Below are 14,138 nucleotides of genomic sequence, written 5' to 3'. Positions count from 1 at the left end.
GACAATGAGCGCACTCCCTAACATTGTAGGGAGTGCGCTCATTAGTTGCATAAATTATCCAAACCGTACGAGGATCAGACCTTGACCCAGGCGCCGTTCTTCTTCGAGGACGCTACGCAAGCCTCGACGAAGGCAACACCTTTTACGCCGTCATCAACCGTCGGGTAGACCACGGCCTTATCGACTGCCTTGCCCTTCTTGTGTGCGTTGATCGCAAGCGCGGCTTCCGCGTAGATCGTCGCGAAGGCTTCGAGATAGCCTTCCGGATGACCGGACGGAATGCGCGAAACGCGGGCAGCGGCAGGGCCGGAGCCTGCGCCGTTGCGGGTGATCAGGCGCTTCGGCTCGCCGAAGGGCGTGAACCAGAGATAGTTCGGATCGGCCTGCACCCATTCCAGACCACCCTTCGTTCCATAAACGCGGACCTTGAGGCCGTTCTCGTGGCCCGGCGCCACCTGGCTGCACCAGAGCATGCCCTTGGCCGGCTTCTCGGAGCCCTTTGCCTTGAAGCGCAGCATGACGTGGGCGTTGTCGTCGAGACGGCGGCCTTCGACGAAGCTGTCGAGATCGGCGGCGAGGCTGTCGAGCTCCAGTCCGGACACGAAGGAGGCGAGGTTATAGGCATGCGTACCGATATCGCCGGTCGAACCGCCAGCACCCGACTGCGCCGGGTCGGTGCGCCACACAGCCTGCTTGGCACCCGTCTGCTCGACGGCTTCGGTCAGCCAGTCCTGCGGATATTCCGCCTGTACGATGCGGATATCACCGAGTTCGCCATTGGCGATCATCTCGCGCGCCTGACGAACCATTGGGTAACCGGTGTAGTTATGCGTCAGGATAAAGAGCGCGCCGCTCTCGTCGGCCACCTTCTTCAGCTTCTTGGCGTCGGCAAGGTTCGAGGTCAGCGGCTTGTCGCAGATGACATGGATGCCGCGACGCAGGAATTCCTTGGCAGCGTCGTAATGAACATGGTTCGGCGTAACGATCGAAACCGCTTCGATGCCGTTCTTCAGCTTCGCTTCGCGGATCGCCATCTCGCGGTAGCTGGAATAGGTGCGCGACGGATCGAGGCCGAGATCGCGGCCCGATGCCATTGCCTTTTCCGGCGTCGATGACAGCGCGCCTGATATCAGGTCGTACTGGTCGTCGATGCGGGCAGCGATGCGATGGACGGCGCCGATGAACGCGCCCGCGCCGCCGCCGACCATGCCGAGACGGATGCGCGGTTCGCGCGCCTGTTCTGTAGATGCTTCAATTGCCATTGGTTCCTCCTAAATTGCGTAGGGCAGAAACAGCCCCTTCCCTCGGTGGGCTGGGGAAGGGAGTGCCCCTTCCCGCTGCGTCCAATCAACCTTCCTGTAGCGAAGGGCAGTGGCCTCAGAGACCGAGCATGCGGCGGTTGGCCGCCTGGTCCGTACCACCCGCTGCGAAATCGTCGAAGGCCTTTTCCGTGACGCGGATGATGTGCGCCTTGACGAACTCGGCGCCTTCACGTGCGCCGTCCTCCGGATGCTTCAGCGCGCATTCCCACTCGACCACGGCCCAGCCGTCGAAGTTGTTGGCCGTCATCTTCGAGAAGACCGCGCCGAAATCGACCTGACCGTCGCCGAGCGAACGGAAGCGGCCGGCACGCTCGACCCAGCCCTGGTAACCGCCATAGACGCCCTGGCGGCCGGTCGGGTTGAACTCGGCGTCCTTGACGTGGAACATCTTGATCCGGTCCTTGTAGATGTCGATGTTCTCGAGATAGTCGAGGCACTGCAGGATGTAGTGCGACGGATCGTAGAGCATGTTGGCGCGCGGATGGTTCTTTACGCGCTCGAGGAACATCTCGAACGTGATACCGTCATGCAGGTCTTCGCCCGGATGGATTTCGTAGCAGACGTCGACGCCGTTTTCGTCGGCATGGTCGAGGATCGGCTTCCAGCGGTGGGCGAGTTCGTCGAAAGCGGTTTCGACGAGGCCGGCCGGGCGCTGCGGCCACGGGTAGATGAACGGCCAGGCGAGCGCACCGGAGAAGGTCGCATGCGCCTTGATGCCGAGATGCTTCGACGCCGTCAGCGCCATCTTGACCTGTTCGACAGCCCATTCCTGACGCGCCTTCGGATTGCCGCGCACCTCAGGTGCCGCAAAGCCGTCAAACGCTTCATCATAGGCCGGATGCACGGCGACGAGCTGGCCCTGAAGGTGGGTGGAAAGCTCGGTGACTTCGACGCCGTTCTGGCGCGCCACACCGGCAAACTCGTCGCAATAATCCTTTGAGGAAGCCGCCTTCTTGAGGTCCATCAGCTGGCCCGCCCAGGTCGGAACCTGCACGCCCTTGTAGCCGATGTCGGCTGCCCATTTGGTGATCGAATCCCACGAGTTGAAAGGCGCGGCATCGCCCGCGAACTGTCCAAGGAACAGGCCTGGACCCTTGATCGTTTTCATGTCAATTCCTCCCTAAAAGATGACCGTAAACGTTTCTGATAGTGTTCTAGCACGCGATTTGAAGTCTGCAAGCCGATTTCGGCGAAACTGCAAATTTGCCCCGCGGGACGAAAAACGAAGGCGGCCGACTTAAACACGGCCTGTCTCGGCACACAAGATGTACGTACCGCATTTCTGCTGTCCATCCCGTCACAGCGGTGGTGTCCGCCTGCAATCCAGGCACCCGCAGCGTCTTGCGGCGGTAGACATCGCGCCGTGCCGTGCTACTGTCTTTAGACCAGGAGGATGGCGCATGACGCGGCGTCTGGCAGCAATCTTGGATGCGGATGTCGTCGGCTTTTCCCGGCTGATGGGCCTTGATGAAACCGGCACTTTTGCGACGCTGAAAGCGCACAACAGCGAAATCATCGTTCCCAGCATCGACAGACATCACGGGCGCGTCGTGAAATTTCTCGGTGATGGCACGCTGGCCGAATTTGCGAGCGTCGTCGATGCCGTCGGCTGCGCCATGGATATTCAGAGAGCATTGCTTCGGCGCAACGAGGCCATCGAGCCGGATCGGCGCATGGTGTGGCGCATCGGCATCCACGTTGACGATGTGCTGGTCGAAGACGAGGACATTTTCGGCGACGGCGTGAACGTCGCCGCAAGCCTGCAGCAACTGGCACCGCCGGGAGGGATCTGCGTCTCCCAGCAGGTCAACGACCAGATCCGATCGAAGCTTGACTTCCGGGCAATCGATTTCGGCAACCGCAAGCTCAGGAACATCGAGCAACCGGTCCGTGTCTGGCGGTGGACGGCGGAAAGCGTACAACTTCCATCGCCTTCCGCGCCGAAGGATCAGGTCACGAGGCCCTTGCGCAATCGGCCCTCCATTGCGGTGCTGCCCTTCAACAACATGTCGAGCATCGAGGAACAGGAACATTTCTCGGACGGCTTCACGGACGAGTTGATCGCCACGCTGGCACGCTGTCGCTGGCTGCTGGTCGCAGCCCGCAACTCGTCGTTCAGCTACAAGGGCCGGCAGGCCAATGCGCAACAGGTGGCGGAGGACCTTGGTGTCAAGTACGTGCTGGAAGGCAGCGTGCGCCGTGCGGCAGATCGCCTTCGGATCACCGCGCAGTTGCTGAATGGCACGGATGGCTCGCTGCTCTGGGCCGAACGCTACGACCGGACGCTGGCCGACATCTTCGATGTTCAGGACCAGCTTGCTTCTGAGATCACGGGCACGATCGAGCCGGAACTCGGCTCCATCGAGTTCGCCGCCCTTCGTGGCCGCACCGTGTTCGACATGGACGCCTGGGAAATCTACCTGAAGGGCCTCTGGCATCTCTACCGGTTCACACTTGACGAATTGAAGACTGCCAAGGCGCTCTTCGAGCAGGCGATCAGCATTGATCCGACCTTCGCGCAGGCACAGGCCCGCCTGGCCTACGTGCACATTCAGCTTGGCTGGTATGGCCCTCTCGACGAACGAGCTGAGCGCATCTGCGAGGCGATCGACCTTGCCGAACGGGCGATTGGACTGGATCAAAAGGAACCCGCCGCGCACCTCGCCCTGGGTAGAGCGCTTGCGCTCGATGGGGCGACGGAGGCGGGAATTGCGCATCTGCGCAACGCCTTGCAGCTGGATCAGAGTTTTGCGCAGGCTCACTTCGCGCTCGGCCAGGTCCTCTGCTATGTCGAGCGCCCCGCTGAAGGCATTACCGAGATCAAGGAAGCGTTCCGTCTCAGCCCTCGCGATCCGCATCTTTGGACCTTCCATAACATTCTCGCGATCGCGAACTATCAGTTGGACAACATGGCGGAAGCGGCCAAGGCAGCGCGCGCATCGCTCCGCTCCCCGAATGCCACCTTCTGGCCGGCGATCGTTCTGGTTGCGATCCTCGGAAGGCAAGGCAAAACTGACGAGGCTCAGGAAGCGATTGCCAGGCTTCATCGTTTCCGACCGGGAATGAACTGTACCGACGCCCGGCGGGAATTCTATTTCGGCGACAATCCTGTCATGACCGAAACCTTCATCGACCGCTTCATCGCCGATCTCACCAGCGCCGGCCTGTCTGAGTGACGAGCGGAAGCATCAAAATAGACGCCCGTCCTCTCGAACGGGCGCCGCATTGGATTTCTCGGATCAGAACGGAGAATCCGGGAAGTAGAAGTCCTTGGCGTTGTCCTTCGTGACAAGCGTGGCGTCGAGGACGAAGGTGCCGCGAACCGGAACCTGACCGTAAAGACCAGCAGCCGTCAGTTCCATTGCCGTGCCGACCATTGCCGGCGGATAGAGAACGTCGACGGGGATCATCTTGTCGCCGTCCATGACCTTCTTGACCATGTCCTTGGAGCCGGCGCCGGCAACGACATACTTGATGTCGGAACGCTTGGCCTGCTCGATCGCCTGCAGCACGCCGACAGCCATGTCGTCATCCTGGCACCAGACCACGTCGATCTTCGGATACTTCGTCAGGTAATCCTGCATGACCTTGAAGGCATCGTCGCGGTTCCAGTTGCCATACTGGCGGTCAAGAACCTTGACCTTGGAGCCGGCAATACCCTTGTCGAAGCCGTCCTGGCGCTGCTGATCGATCGGAATCGGCAGACCGCGGATGACGACGACTTCGGCGTCCGGCGTCTGCGCTGCGATGTACTTGCCAGCGACTTCGCCGAGCGCCGGGTTGTTGCCGGCAACGTAAAGGTCACGGACGGTGTCATCGTTGGTCGAAGGCGCACGGTCGACAAGCGCGACGTACTTACCCTTGCCCTTGACTTCCTTGATGGCGTTGACGAGCGGATCCGGATCCGACGGCAGGATGACAAGTGCATCGATACCCTGTGTGTCAAGGTCCTGCACAGCGTTCGCCTGGCTGGCGGCATCCGGCGAGGTCTTGACGATGACGTTCAGGCCCGGATGCTGTTCCATCAGCTTCTTGGCGATGCGTTCGGCATGGAACACGACGCCCGAGGTCCAACCATGGTCGGCGGCCGGAATGGACACGCCGATGGTGAACTTCTTGTCCTGTGCGTATGCGGTACCCGCCAGCGTGACGGCCGCAACCGCAAGACCCAACATGAGTTTGCGCATTCTATTTCCTCCCAATAAACGTCAGGGACTTTTCCTACCCGTCAACCGGACGCCCTGTGATCCCGGCCAATTTCCTGGAGCCAGTCCGCTTACGATTTGCGGACCAGCGAGCGCTGCACCAGCATGGCGATAATGATGATCGCACCCTGGATCGCACCGATGAGATATTCGCTGATAAAGTTCGACAGCAGCATGATGTTGCCGACCAGTTCGAGAATGAACGCGCCGCAGATCGTGCCCCAGACGCGGCCGGCGCCACCCTTGAGCGCCGTCCCGCCGACGACGACGGCGGTGATTGCCTGCAGTTCCCAAAGAATGCCCGTCGTTGCAGAGGTCGAGCCGAGGCGCGGCACATAAAGCAGCACGGCGATGGCAACGCAGAGCCCCTGGATGACGAAGGCGATCGTGCGAACACGATTGACCGCGATACCGGAGTAGCGTGCGACGTCGCTGTTGGAACCGACAGCAACGACGTGTCGACCGTAACGCGTGCGATAGAGAATGAAGGCTGCCACGGCGGTGACGGCAAGGATGACGACGATCGGCACCGGCACGCCGAGGATGCTGCCGAAATAGGCCGGGCGGTAAATCGTCTGGATATCCGGCGAGCGCAACGTGATCGCGCCGCCCTGGCTGAGCCATGTTGTCAGGCCACGATAGATGCCCATCGTGCCGAGCGTGGCGATGAACGGCTCGATCCTGCCGACGGTCGTGATCAGGCCGTTGGCCAGTCCACAGAGCGCACCGGCGACGAGCGTGAACACGACCGCGGCCGCCAGCATCAGCGTCGGGTCGGCAATCACGCCGGAATTCATCAAAAGGATCATCAGGCTGGCGACGAAGGCCACCATCGAACCGACAGACAGGTCAAGATCGCCGGCGGAAATCACGAATGTGGCGCCAACGGCAATGATCGCGATGAAGGCGCAGCGGGTCGCGACGTTGGCAAGGTTGGTGATGCCGATGAAGTTCGGGTTGACCAGCGCGCCGACGATCAACAGCAATATCAGAGCCGCGAAGGGCGCCACCGCCCTGAGATCGATATCCCGCCAGGGGCGACGCCTGATTTCCCTGGTCTCCTCATTCACGCTCATCTCCAAACCAACCTCCCGCCACAATATTCGATGGGCATCATACCTGCGCGGCACGACCGTCGCTGCCGCCTCCCCGCCAGCGTCAGGCGGCTTTCTTCTTCAATCCCGCGGCGTAACGCATGATCTCCTGCTCGGAGATCTCGTCGCCCTCAAGCACGCCGACGATCCGTCCTTCGCGCATCACGGCGACGCGCGTGCAGAGGCCGATCACTTCAGGCATCTCCGACGAGACGACGATGATGGACCGACCATCGCGCGCCAACGCCGAGATGAAATGATAGATCTGCTGCTTGGTGCCGACATCGATGCCACGCGTCGGCTCGTCGATGATGATGATTTCGGGCTCGGTCTCCATGACCTTGGCAAGCAGAAGTTTTTGCTGGTTGCCACCAGACATGCGCCCGGCAACGATGTTGGTATCGCGAACGCGGATATCGAAGCGGCGCCGCGCCTTGGCGAGCGCCTGCGCCTCGCTGCTTGGGCTCAGATAGCCGTGCCGCGAATGCTGGCCGAGCGACTGTAGCGTCAGATTGGTCATCATGCCGGAGCGCAGAAGCAAGCCCTTCGACTTGCGATCCTTGGTCATGTAGGCAAGTCCGGCGCGATTGGCGGCGTGCACATCGCCCGACGGAACCGATTCGCCGCGAATGTGGACTTCGCCCGAAGCACGGCTGCGAAGCCCGGCGATCGCCTCCATCAGTTCCGTACGACCGGAACCGATCATGCCCGAAAAACCGATGATCTCGCCCTTGCGAACCTCGAAGCTTGCATCCTGGACATAACCCGTAGAGACGCCCTCGACCCGGAGGACGACTTCCTCGTCGACATTGGGCTCGACCTTGGTGGGATACAGGCGCGACAGCTCGCGCCCGACCATCAGCTGGGCGATCGACTCGCCATCGAGCAGCGAGGTCGGGGCCGTCTTGACCCACTGACCGTCACGCAGCACGGTCACCCGGTCGGTGATTTCCATCACCTCGTCGAGCTTGTGCGATACGAAGATGAAGCTGGTTCCCGCGTCGCGCAGTTTGCGCACCTGCCGGAACAGGAAGTTCGTCTCTTCGCGCGAGAGCACCGCTGTCGGCTCGTCCATGATCACGACCCGGGCATCACGGCTGATTGCCTTGGCGATTTCCACCATCTGCTTGTCGGCGATCGATAATGTGCTGATGATGGCATTCTCGTCGACGTGCGAACCGAGCAGATCGAGTGCCTTGCGCGTCTCGGCACGCATGTATCTGCGATCAAGCATGCCGAACCGTGTGACTTCGCGGCCAAGGAAAAGGCTCTCTGTGACGGTCAGATGTTCGGCAAGATTGAATTCCTGATGGATGAGAACGATGCCGAGCGCTTCGGCTGCGCCATTCGCTGGCAGCGCGACCGGCTCGCCATCGAGCAATATCTCGCCCGAACTCGGCTGCTCGAAACCGGACATGACCTTGACCAGCGTCGATTTGCCGGCGCCGTTTTCACCCATGAGAGCATGGATCTCACCGGCGCGCAGATCGAAATTGACACTGAAGAGGACTTGCACGCCGCTGAACGACTTGCAGATGCGCCGCGCGGACAACACCACGGGCGCGGCGTCGACTGAATCCACACTCATTGACCGGCTTCCTCCCCTGCGGCTCCCATCCGCTTGGCGCCATATGTAAACCTTTACACAACGCATGTAAAGGTTTACATCATTGTTACACACAGATCTGCCGGCCCCGACGTTTGACCTATCGGCAAGTCTGTGTAGTGTCGCGGCGAAGGCATCCCAAGGCAGGACGCAGTGTCGAATTCCACGCCCGCAACCATTGAAGACGTCGCTCGGATCGCCGAGGTCTCGATCGCGACGGTATCGCGGGCGATCCACATGCCGGAGAAAGTAGCCAATTCGACGCGGCTGAAAGTCAACCAGGCAATCGCCATCACCGGCTACACCACGAACGCCATGGCCCGCAGTCTGCGGCTCGGCCGGTCAAACATGATCCTCGTGGTGGCGCCCGATATCGGCGACCCGAACTTTTCCAACATTCTCGTCGGCCTCGAGAACGAAGCACGCGCCCATGGCTACGGCATCCTGATCGGCCATACGCAGAATGACGCACAGCGTGGCCTCGAATATCTGAAGTTTTTGAATTCCAACCAGGCCGCCGGGCTGATTCTCTTCACCGGCATTTTGCCCTTCGGCCACCAGACGATGACGGCCCGGCTGCCGCCAAGCGTCGGCGTGTTCGAGCCGGTTTTCAACGGCGGTATTCCCTATGTCGGCGTCGATGACGTCGAGGGAGCCAGAAAGGCGGTCGACCTGCTGTTGGCCGAGGGTCACCGCAAGATCGCCTTCATCGGCGATTCGCGGACGCGCCTTGCTTACAGCCGCCGCCGTCAGGGCTACGACGCGGGGCTAGATGCCGCGGGCGTTGCACCGGACATGCGTATCGTGCTCGAAGGCGACGGAACGCTTGAAAGCGGTCGTCACGCCGTTGAGCAGCTTTTCATGCGCGACACACTGCCGACCGCCTTCATGTGCGTGAACGACCAGACGGCGATCGGCGTGATGATCGGCCTGAACGCTCGAGGATACGATATCCCGAAGGATTTCTCCGTGACCGGCTTCGACGACGTGCCGCAGGCCGTCTTCATGTCGCCGCCGCTGACCACCATCCGTCAACCGCGGACGTTGATCGGCAAGCAGGCCATGGCGCTGCTCCTGGAGTTTCTTGCCGACCGCCAGCCGGCCGAGACCGAAATATTGCTGCGTCCAGACTTGGTCGTGCGCAATTCGGTCGGTGCTCCTTCGCGTCGATGGACTAAACGCTGAACCCAGCAGCTATCGGACGCTGACACGGACATCCCGCCGCGCTTGACGGCGGGAGCAATTGGCCTTCACGCCGCAACTGGTTATTGCGACTTTTGAGGATCGTCCGCCGGGTTGACGTACTTGATGCCCCACGGGCCGTTGGTGTTGATTTGCAATACAGTTTCATCGTCGAAGTAGACGAAATGCGCCGTGCCCGGCGGCAAGGCAAAGAAACTGCCCGCAGGCAGTGCCTTGGTGGCGCTCCGATCGGCGGTTTTGCCCATGCCAAACTTGGCGGCACCGGACAGGACTGTGACCACTTCATAGCCAGGATGCGTATGCGGCGGGATCGCATAGCCCGACGGTACTTTGAGCCGAAGGGCAAACAGGCCTTTCTTCGTCGGATTGCCGAACAGGACCGCCGCTTGCGCACCGGCCGGAAGCACCTTGGGGGCCTCGACCCACTTGACATCACCGGGAGCGAATATTGTGTGCGCATCCTCCGCCAGAGCGAGCGATGCGGTCCCACAGAATCCAATCAAGCCGACTGCGAATATCGATGCGATTTTCATGATATCCTCCCTCTCGCCGGGCCTTCCACCTGGGCTGAGCGCTGGGGCAGGCTCGCGAAACCCAAGAATACGTCCGCAGACCGTCTCTAAGCAAGCGCTACTCGGTCATTGGATCAGATGTCGGCAAGTCATTTCACCCGCTTGAACACCCATTTCACGACGTATTCGCCGCTTCGCTTCATCTTGGTTTTCGTTTTGACCTGGATCGGCCCGCCGAGAGCCGCTTCGGCGGCTTCGAATGCCTGCCGCGCCTTGGCCATTGCCATGTGATAGGCGCTGTTGTCGCGCCTGGGGCTGTCGGCGACAGCCTGCACAAGGGCGCTCCAATCACGTTCACTGTTGCGCATGTATCAGCCCTCCCGTTGGCAGCAACGCGGTCTACCCTCCAGCATGTTGGCTACGCAAGCATGAATGATCACACGCGCTATTCGACAAGCCCGAACATAGGGCCGAATCCGCCATGCCACGATTTGTCGTTGCGCCCAAGGGCCGGACTGTAGAGTCCGACACCCCGGCCACCGTCGAGAAACAGCGCATCGGGGCAGGCCAAATAGTCACGGAACAAGCGCGCGAAATCATGGAAATTCACTCCATCTTCGCTGACCGCGAAGCGCACTGCGCCATCGGTGCAGATGCCCACTCCACCGCGGCGGGTCCTGTCCGTCGATCCGATGATAAAGATCGGATTCAGCTTGTTGTCGATGACAAGCATCGGACCGGACTGGGTGGCGAACCGGACCTGGGGACGGCGCTTCAGGAATTCCGGCGTCGGAAGTATTCCGGCGCCAGTATCGCCGAGAAAGAACACGCCATTCGGCCTTTTATAGAAGTTCGGCAGAGGACCGGCGGCAGATCCGTCGCCATACGCGCTGTTGGCAGGCCGCAATTCTTGACCATCTTCGACATAAAGACCGATCGGTGAAAAATCGGGCAGATACATGCCGGCATTGACCGCGAACGCCAGGGTCTGTCCCTTGCTGCGAACGGCCTCGGCAACGCCGGAGAAATCACGATAAGGCTCGCCATCCGCGTTCTTCCAGAACAACCGGAGATCGCCTTTTCCTTTTTCAATGGTGCAGACGATATACGCGTTTCCTTCGAAGGTGTCCTGCGCGCAGGGTTGCGCGGAAGCGGCTCCCGCAGATATCGCAGCGGCCAGCATCGCGGCCCCTGCAAGCATACTCTCTCTGAAATAGGCCATCGCTGCCGTGCCCTTTCTTTCAGATCGCCATTCGACCGCCAGCAATGCCAAGCGCCAAGCAGGATATCTCGCGTCAACCTTCAAAGCATGGCCACGTGTGCTACCGCGATCAACAAAAAAAGTCGGGAAACCTTCGCTCCCCGACCCTCTCCTCCGCAATAAACCGCCGATCAGACGTAACGGTTGACGATGTTTTCGAGCAGTTCCTGCTTGCCGGACTTCGGCTGCGGGTTGATGTCCTTGGCTTCGACCCACTCTGCGATCTGCTCGAGCGAGTATTCGCCGCGGGCGAGCTTCTGGCCTTCGGCCGAATCCCAGCCGGCGTAGCGAGCGTCGAGCGGGCCGGACAGAGCCTTGTCCTCGATCATCTTGGCAGCAGCCTTGAGACCGCGGGCGCAGGCATCCATGCCGCCGATATGGCCGATCAGCAGATCTTCCGCGTCGAGCGACTGGCGGCGCAGCTTGGCGTCGAAGTTGGTGCCGCCCGTCGTGAAGCCGCCGCCCTGCAGGACCTGGTAATAAGCGAGCGCCATCTCAGGAACGTTGTTCGGGAACTGGTCGGTATCCCAGCCGGACTGGTAGTCGTTGCGGTTCATGTCGATCGAGCCGAAGATGCCGAGCGCGTTGGCGAGCGCCAGTTCGTGCTCGAACGAGTGGCCGGCGAGGATCGCATGGCCCTGCTCGATGTTGACCTTCACTTCGTTTTCGAGGCCGTGCTGCTTCAGGAAGCCGTAGACCGTCGCGACGTCGTAGTCGTACTGGTGCTTGGTCGGCTCTTGCGGCTTCGGCTCGATGAGGATCGTGCCCTTGAAGCCGATCTTGTGCTTGTACTCGACGACGAGGTTGAGGAAGCGGCCGAGATGGTCGAGTTCCTTCTTGAGATCGGTATTGAGCAGGGTTTCATAGCCTTCGCGGCCGCCCCAGAGAACGTAGTTGGCGCCGCCGAGCTTCATCGTGGCGTCCATGCAGGTCTTAACCGTCGCGGCCGAGTAGGCGAAAACTTCAGGATCGGGGTTCGTGGCGGCACCCGACATGAAGCGGCGGTTGGAGAAGAGGTTCGCCGTGCCCCAGAGCAGCTTGGTTCCGGTCGCCGCCTGCTTCTCGGCGAAGTAGTCGACGATCTCGTTCAGGTTCTTGGTGTTTTCAACGAAGTTCTTGCCTTCGGGACGCACATCGGCGTCGTGGAAACAGTAGAACGGTGCGTCGAGGATCTGGAAGAGTTCGAACGCCACATCGGCCTTCAGCTTGGCGGCCTTCATCGTGTCTTCGAACCAGGGGCGCAGGAAGGTCTGGCCGCCGAAGGGGTCGCCGCCCTGCCAGGCAAAGGTGTGCCAGTAGGCAACGGCAAAGCGCAGATGGTCTTCCAGGCGCCTGCCGAGAACGACTTCGTCCTTGTTGTAGTGACGGAAGGCGAGCGGATTGGTGCTCTCAGGGCCCTCATACTTGATCTTCTGGATGTCGCCGAAGAATCCGGTGCTCATCTCGTGTCTCCTCAGGTTTCGGATTGTAGTTCTGGGTTCAATGCTGCAGCGATTTGATCGCCGGGTAGAGAGCGCGATAGCGCTTGTAGGCATCCTCGTAGGCGCCAGAGAGCGCCGCGACGGGTTCGATCGTGCCCGCCGTCTTCGGCGGCGTGCAGACGGCAACCGGGTCGGCGCCGGTCGCCGCGATCAGGCCGAGACGCGCAGCGCCAAATGCCGCGCCGAAGTCGCCATCGGCAGGCAGGTCGACGAGGACACCGAGCGCAGTCGCGATCGAAGCCAGCCAGTAGCGCGAGCGCGAACCGCCGCCGATCGCCGTAACGCGAGAAATATCCGTGCCCGCAGAGCGCAGTGCTTCCAGATTGTCGCGGATAGCGAAGGACACGCCTTCGAGGACCGCCTGGGTCAACACCACGCGGCTGCTCTCATGCTCGAGGCCGATGAACGCGCCGCGGATGACAGCATCGTTGTGCGGCGTGCGCTCGCCGGAGAGATAGGGAAGGAAGGTGACGCCGGAGGGCGCCTTCAGCGTCTCGCCGAGCTCGGTCGTCAGATCCGCCGCCGACTTTCCGGTGACACTGGAGTGCCAGTTCAGCGCGTCCGTCGCCGAGAGGATGACGCCCATCTGATGCCAGGTGTTGGGCAGCGCGTGGCAGAAGGCGTGTACGGCGCTTTCCGGCTTCGGCAGATAGGCGGCATTGGCCGCGAAGAGAACGCCCGAGGTGCCGAGCGACACGAAGGCCGCGCCATCGCTGACGGTGCCCATGCCGCAAGCCGAAGCCGCGTTGTCGCCCGCGCCGCCGGCAACGACGACGCCACCAGACATGCCCCACTGACCGGCCAGCTCGCCGCGCAGCTTGCCGCCCTGCTCCGTGCCTTCGATCAGGCGAGGCATCTGCTTTTCATCAAGGCCGGTGGCTGCAAGAAGCTCAGATGACCAGGCGCGCTTTCCGGTATCGAGCCAGGAGGTGCCGGCCGAATCCGACATCTCGGAGATGTGCTCGCCGGTCAGCCAGAGGCGCAGGTAATCCTTCGGCAGCAGCACCTTGGCGACCTTGGCAAAGATCGCAGGCTCATGCTTGGCAACCCAGGCAAGCTTCGGCGCGGTGAAGCCGGGGAAAACGATATTGCCGGTCAGCTTGCGGAAGCGCGGATCGGAATCCAGCCCAGCCGCTTCGACGTAGGAGCGCGTATCGTTCCAGAGAATGCAGGGACGCAGGACTTTGTCGTCGGCATCGAGCAGCGTCGCGCCATGCATCTGGCCGGAGAGGCCAATGCCCTTCACGGCGGCGAGCTCCTTCGGATGCTTTGCCTTCAGCCCGGCAACAGCCTCTTCCGTCGCGCGGATCCAGTGCGAGGGCTCCTGCTCCGACCAGCCGGAATGCGGGCGCGAGACGTCGAGCGAACCATTGGCCGAGCCGATGATCTTCTGATCGCCGTCGATCAGCATGGCTTTGACGCCGGAGGTTCCGAGATCGAGACCCAGATACATG

General features: G+C 61.4%; 12 protein-coding genes. 2 read left to right on the top strand and 10 right to left on the bottom strand.

From position 1 onward, the window contains the following. Window positions 1–74 precede the first annotated feature (74 nt). Window positions 75–1,262 carry a Gfo/Idh/MocA family oxidoreductase gene (locus ATY79_RS26735; RefSeq protein ID WP_088692145.1) on the bottom strand — a complete coding sequence of 396 codons (1,188 nt, stop codon included), beginning with the start codon at window positions 1,260–1,262 and terminating at the stop codon, window positions 75–77. Between the two features lie 115 nt (window positions 1,263–1,377). Further along, window positions 1,378–2,430 (bottom strand): sugar phosphate isomerase/epimerase, encoded by a 1,053-nt coding sequence (locus tag ATY79_RS26730; protein WP_088692146.1) that lies wholly within the window; start codon window positions 2,428–2,430, stop codon window positions 1,378–1,380. A gap of 292 nt (window positions 2,431–2,722) precedes the next feature. Between ATY79_RS26730 and ATY79_RS26725 the strand changes: the two genes are divergently transcribed. Further along, window positions 2,723–4,498: a tetratricopeptide repeat protein gene (locus tag ATY79_RS26725; protein ID WP_088692147.1), complete on the top strand. Its 1,776-nt coding sequence runs from the start codon at window positions 2,723–2,725 to the stop codon at window positions 4,496–4,498. 63 nt (window positions 4,499–4,561) lie between these two features. Here ATY79_RS26725 and ATY79_RS26720 read toward each other — a convergent pair whose 3' ends face one another. From ATY79_RS26720 to ATY79_RS26710, 3 genes are all read right to left on the bottom strand, one after another. Beyond that, complete coding sequence (locus tag ATY79_RS26720) at window positions 4,562–5,509, bottom strand: substrate-binding domain-containing protein (protein WP_088692148.1); 948 nt, start codon at window positions 5,507–5,509, stop codon at window positions 4,562–4,564. An 89-nt stretch (window positions 5,510–5,598) separates the two neighbouring features. Further along, the gene (locus ATY79_RS26715; protein WP_088692149.1) at window positions 5,599–6,603 is read right to left on the bottom strand and encodes an ABC transporter permease; all 1,005 of its coding nucleotides are present in this window, start codon (window positions 6,601–6,603) and stop codon (window positions 5,599–5,601) included. A gap of 82 nt (window positions 6,604–6,685) precedes the next feature. Beyond that, window positions 6,686–8,209 (bottom strand): sugar ABC transporter ATP-binding protein, encoded by a 1,524-nt coding sequence (locus ATY79_RS26710; protein WP_088692150.1) that lies wholly within the window; start codon window positions 8,207–8,209, stop codon window positions 6,686–6,688. Window positions 8,210–8,380: 171 nt separating this feature from the next. On the opposite strand from ATY79_RS26710, the gene ATY79_RS26705 reads away from it, so the two are divergent. After that, window positions 8,381–9,412 (top strand): LacI family DNA-binding transcriptional regulator, encoded by a 1,032-nt coding sequence (locus tag ATY79_RS26705; protein ID WP_088692151.1) that lies wholly within the window; start codon window positions 8,381–8,383, stop codon window positions 9,410–9,412. An 80-nt stretch (window positions 9,413–9,492) separates the two neighbouring features. Here the strand turns inward: ATY79_RS26705 and ATY79_RS26700 are convergent, their stop codons facing one another. The 5 genes from ATY79_RS26700 to xylB all read right to left on the bottom strand — a co-directional run bounded on the left by ATY79_RS26700 (window position 9,493) and on the right by xylB (window position 14,137). Then, window positions 9,493–9,963 carry a cupin domain-containing protein gene (locus tag ATY79_RS26700; protein ID WP_088692152.1) on the bottom strand — a complete coding sequence of 157 codons (471 nt, stop codon included), beginning with the start codon at window positions 9,961–9,963 and terminating at the stop codon, window positions 9,493–9,495. 128 nt (window positions 9,964–10,091) lie between these two features. Next, window positions 10,092–10,310, bottom strand: coding sequence for a hypothetical protein (locus ATY79_RS26695; protein ID WP_088692153.1), 219 nt, complete (start codon window positions 10,308–10,310; stop codon window positions 10,092–10,094). 77 nt (window positions 10,311–10,387) lie between these two features. After that, entirely contained in the window at window positions 10,388–11,164 is a 777-nt protein-coding gene (locus tag ATY79_RS26690; RefSeq protein ID WP_088692226.1) for a phosphodiester glycosidase family protein, read from the bottom strand. A 170-nt stretch (window positions 11,165–11,334) separates the two neighbouring features. Continuing rightward, window positions 11,335–12,645: a xylose isomerase gene (gene xylA / locus ATY79_RS26685; RefSeq protein WP_088692154.1), complete on the bottom strand. Its 1,311-nt coding sequence runs from the start codon at window positions 12,643–12,645 to the stop codon at window positions 11,335–11,337. A 37-nt stretch (window positions 12,646–12,682) separates the two neighbouring features. Further along, on the bottom strand, window positions 12,683–14,137 hold the full coding sequence (gene xylB, locus ATY79_RS26680) for a xylulokinase (RefSeq protein WP_088692155.1): 1,455 nt from the start codon (window positions 14,135–14,137) through the stop codon (window positions 12,683–12,685). Between the last annotated feature and the right edge of the window lies 1 nt (window position 14,138).

Origin of the sequence: Rhizobium sp. R693 (genome assembly GCF_002211315.1) — a bacterium.
Lineage (GTDB): Bacteria > Pseudomonadota > Alphaproteobacteria > Rhizobiales > Rhizobiaceae > Rhizobium.
The sequence above is the reverse complement of the archived record's forward strand: the minus strand, read 5'-3'. Positions and strand labels throughout refer to the sequence as shown.

Excerpts from the sequence above, each read along its gene's own strand:
- ATY79_RS26735 (WP_088692145.1), bottom strand. The coding sequence starts at position 1,262 with ATGGCAATTGAAGCATCTACAGAACAGGCGCGCGAACCGCGCATCCGT.
- ATY79_RS26730 (WP_088692146.1), bottom strand. The coding sequence starts at position 2,430 with ATGAAAACGATCAAGGGTCCAGGCCTGTTCCTTGGACAGTTCGCGGGC.
- ATY79_RS26725 (WP_088692147.1), top strand. The coding sequence starts at position 2,723 with ATGACGCGGCGTCTGGCAGCAATCTTGGATGCGGATGTCGTCGGCTTT.
- ATY79_RS26720 (WP_088692148.1), bottom strand. The coding sequence starts at position 5,509 with ATGCGCAAACTCATGTTGGGTCTTGCGGTTGCGGCCGTCACGCTGGCG.
- ATY79_RS26715 (WP_088692149.1), bottom strand. The coding sequence starts at position 6,603 with ATGAGCGTGAATGAGGAGACCAGGGAAATCAGGCGTCGCCCCTGGCGG.
- ATY79_RS26710 (WP_088692150.1), bottom strand. The coding sequence starts at position 8,209 with ATGAGTGTGGATTCAGTCGACGCCGCGCCCGTGGTGTTGTCCGCGCGG.
- ATY79_RS26700 (WP_088692152.1), bottom strand. The coding sequence starts at position 9,963 with ATGAAAATCGCATCGATATTCGCAGTCGGCTTGATTGGATTCTGTGGG.
- ATY79_RS26695 (WP_088692153.1), bottom strand. The coding sequence starts at position 10,310 with ATGCGCAACAGTGAACGTGATTGGAGCGCCCTTGTGCAGGCTGTCGCC.
- ATY79_RS26690 (WP_088692226.1), bottom strand. The coding sequence starts at position 11,164 with ATGGCCTATTTCAGAGAGAGTATGCTTGCAGGGGCCGCGATGCTGGCC.
- xylA (WP_088692154.1), bottom strand. The coding sequence starts at position 12,645 with ATGAGCACCGGATTCTTCGGCGACATCCAGAAGATCAAGTATGAGGGC.
- xylB (WP_088692155.1), bottom strand. The coding sequence starts at position 14,137 with ATGTATCTGGGTCTCGATCTCGGAACCTCCGGCGTCAAAGCCATGCTG.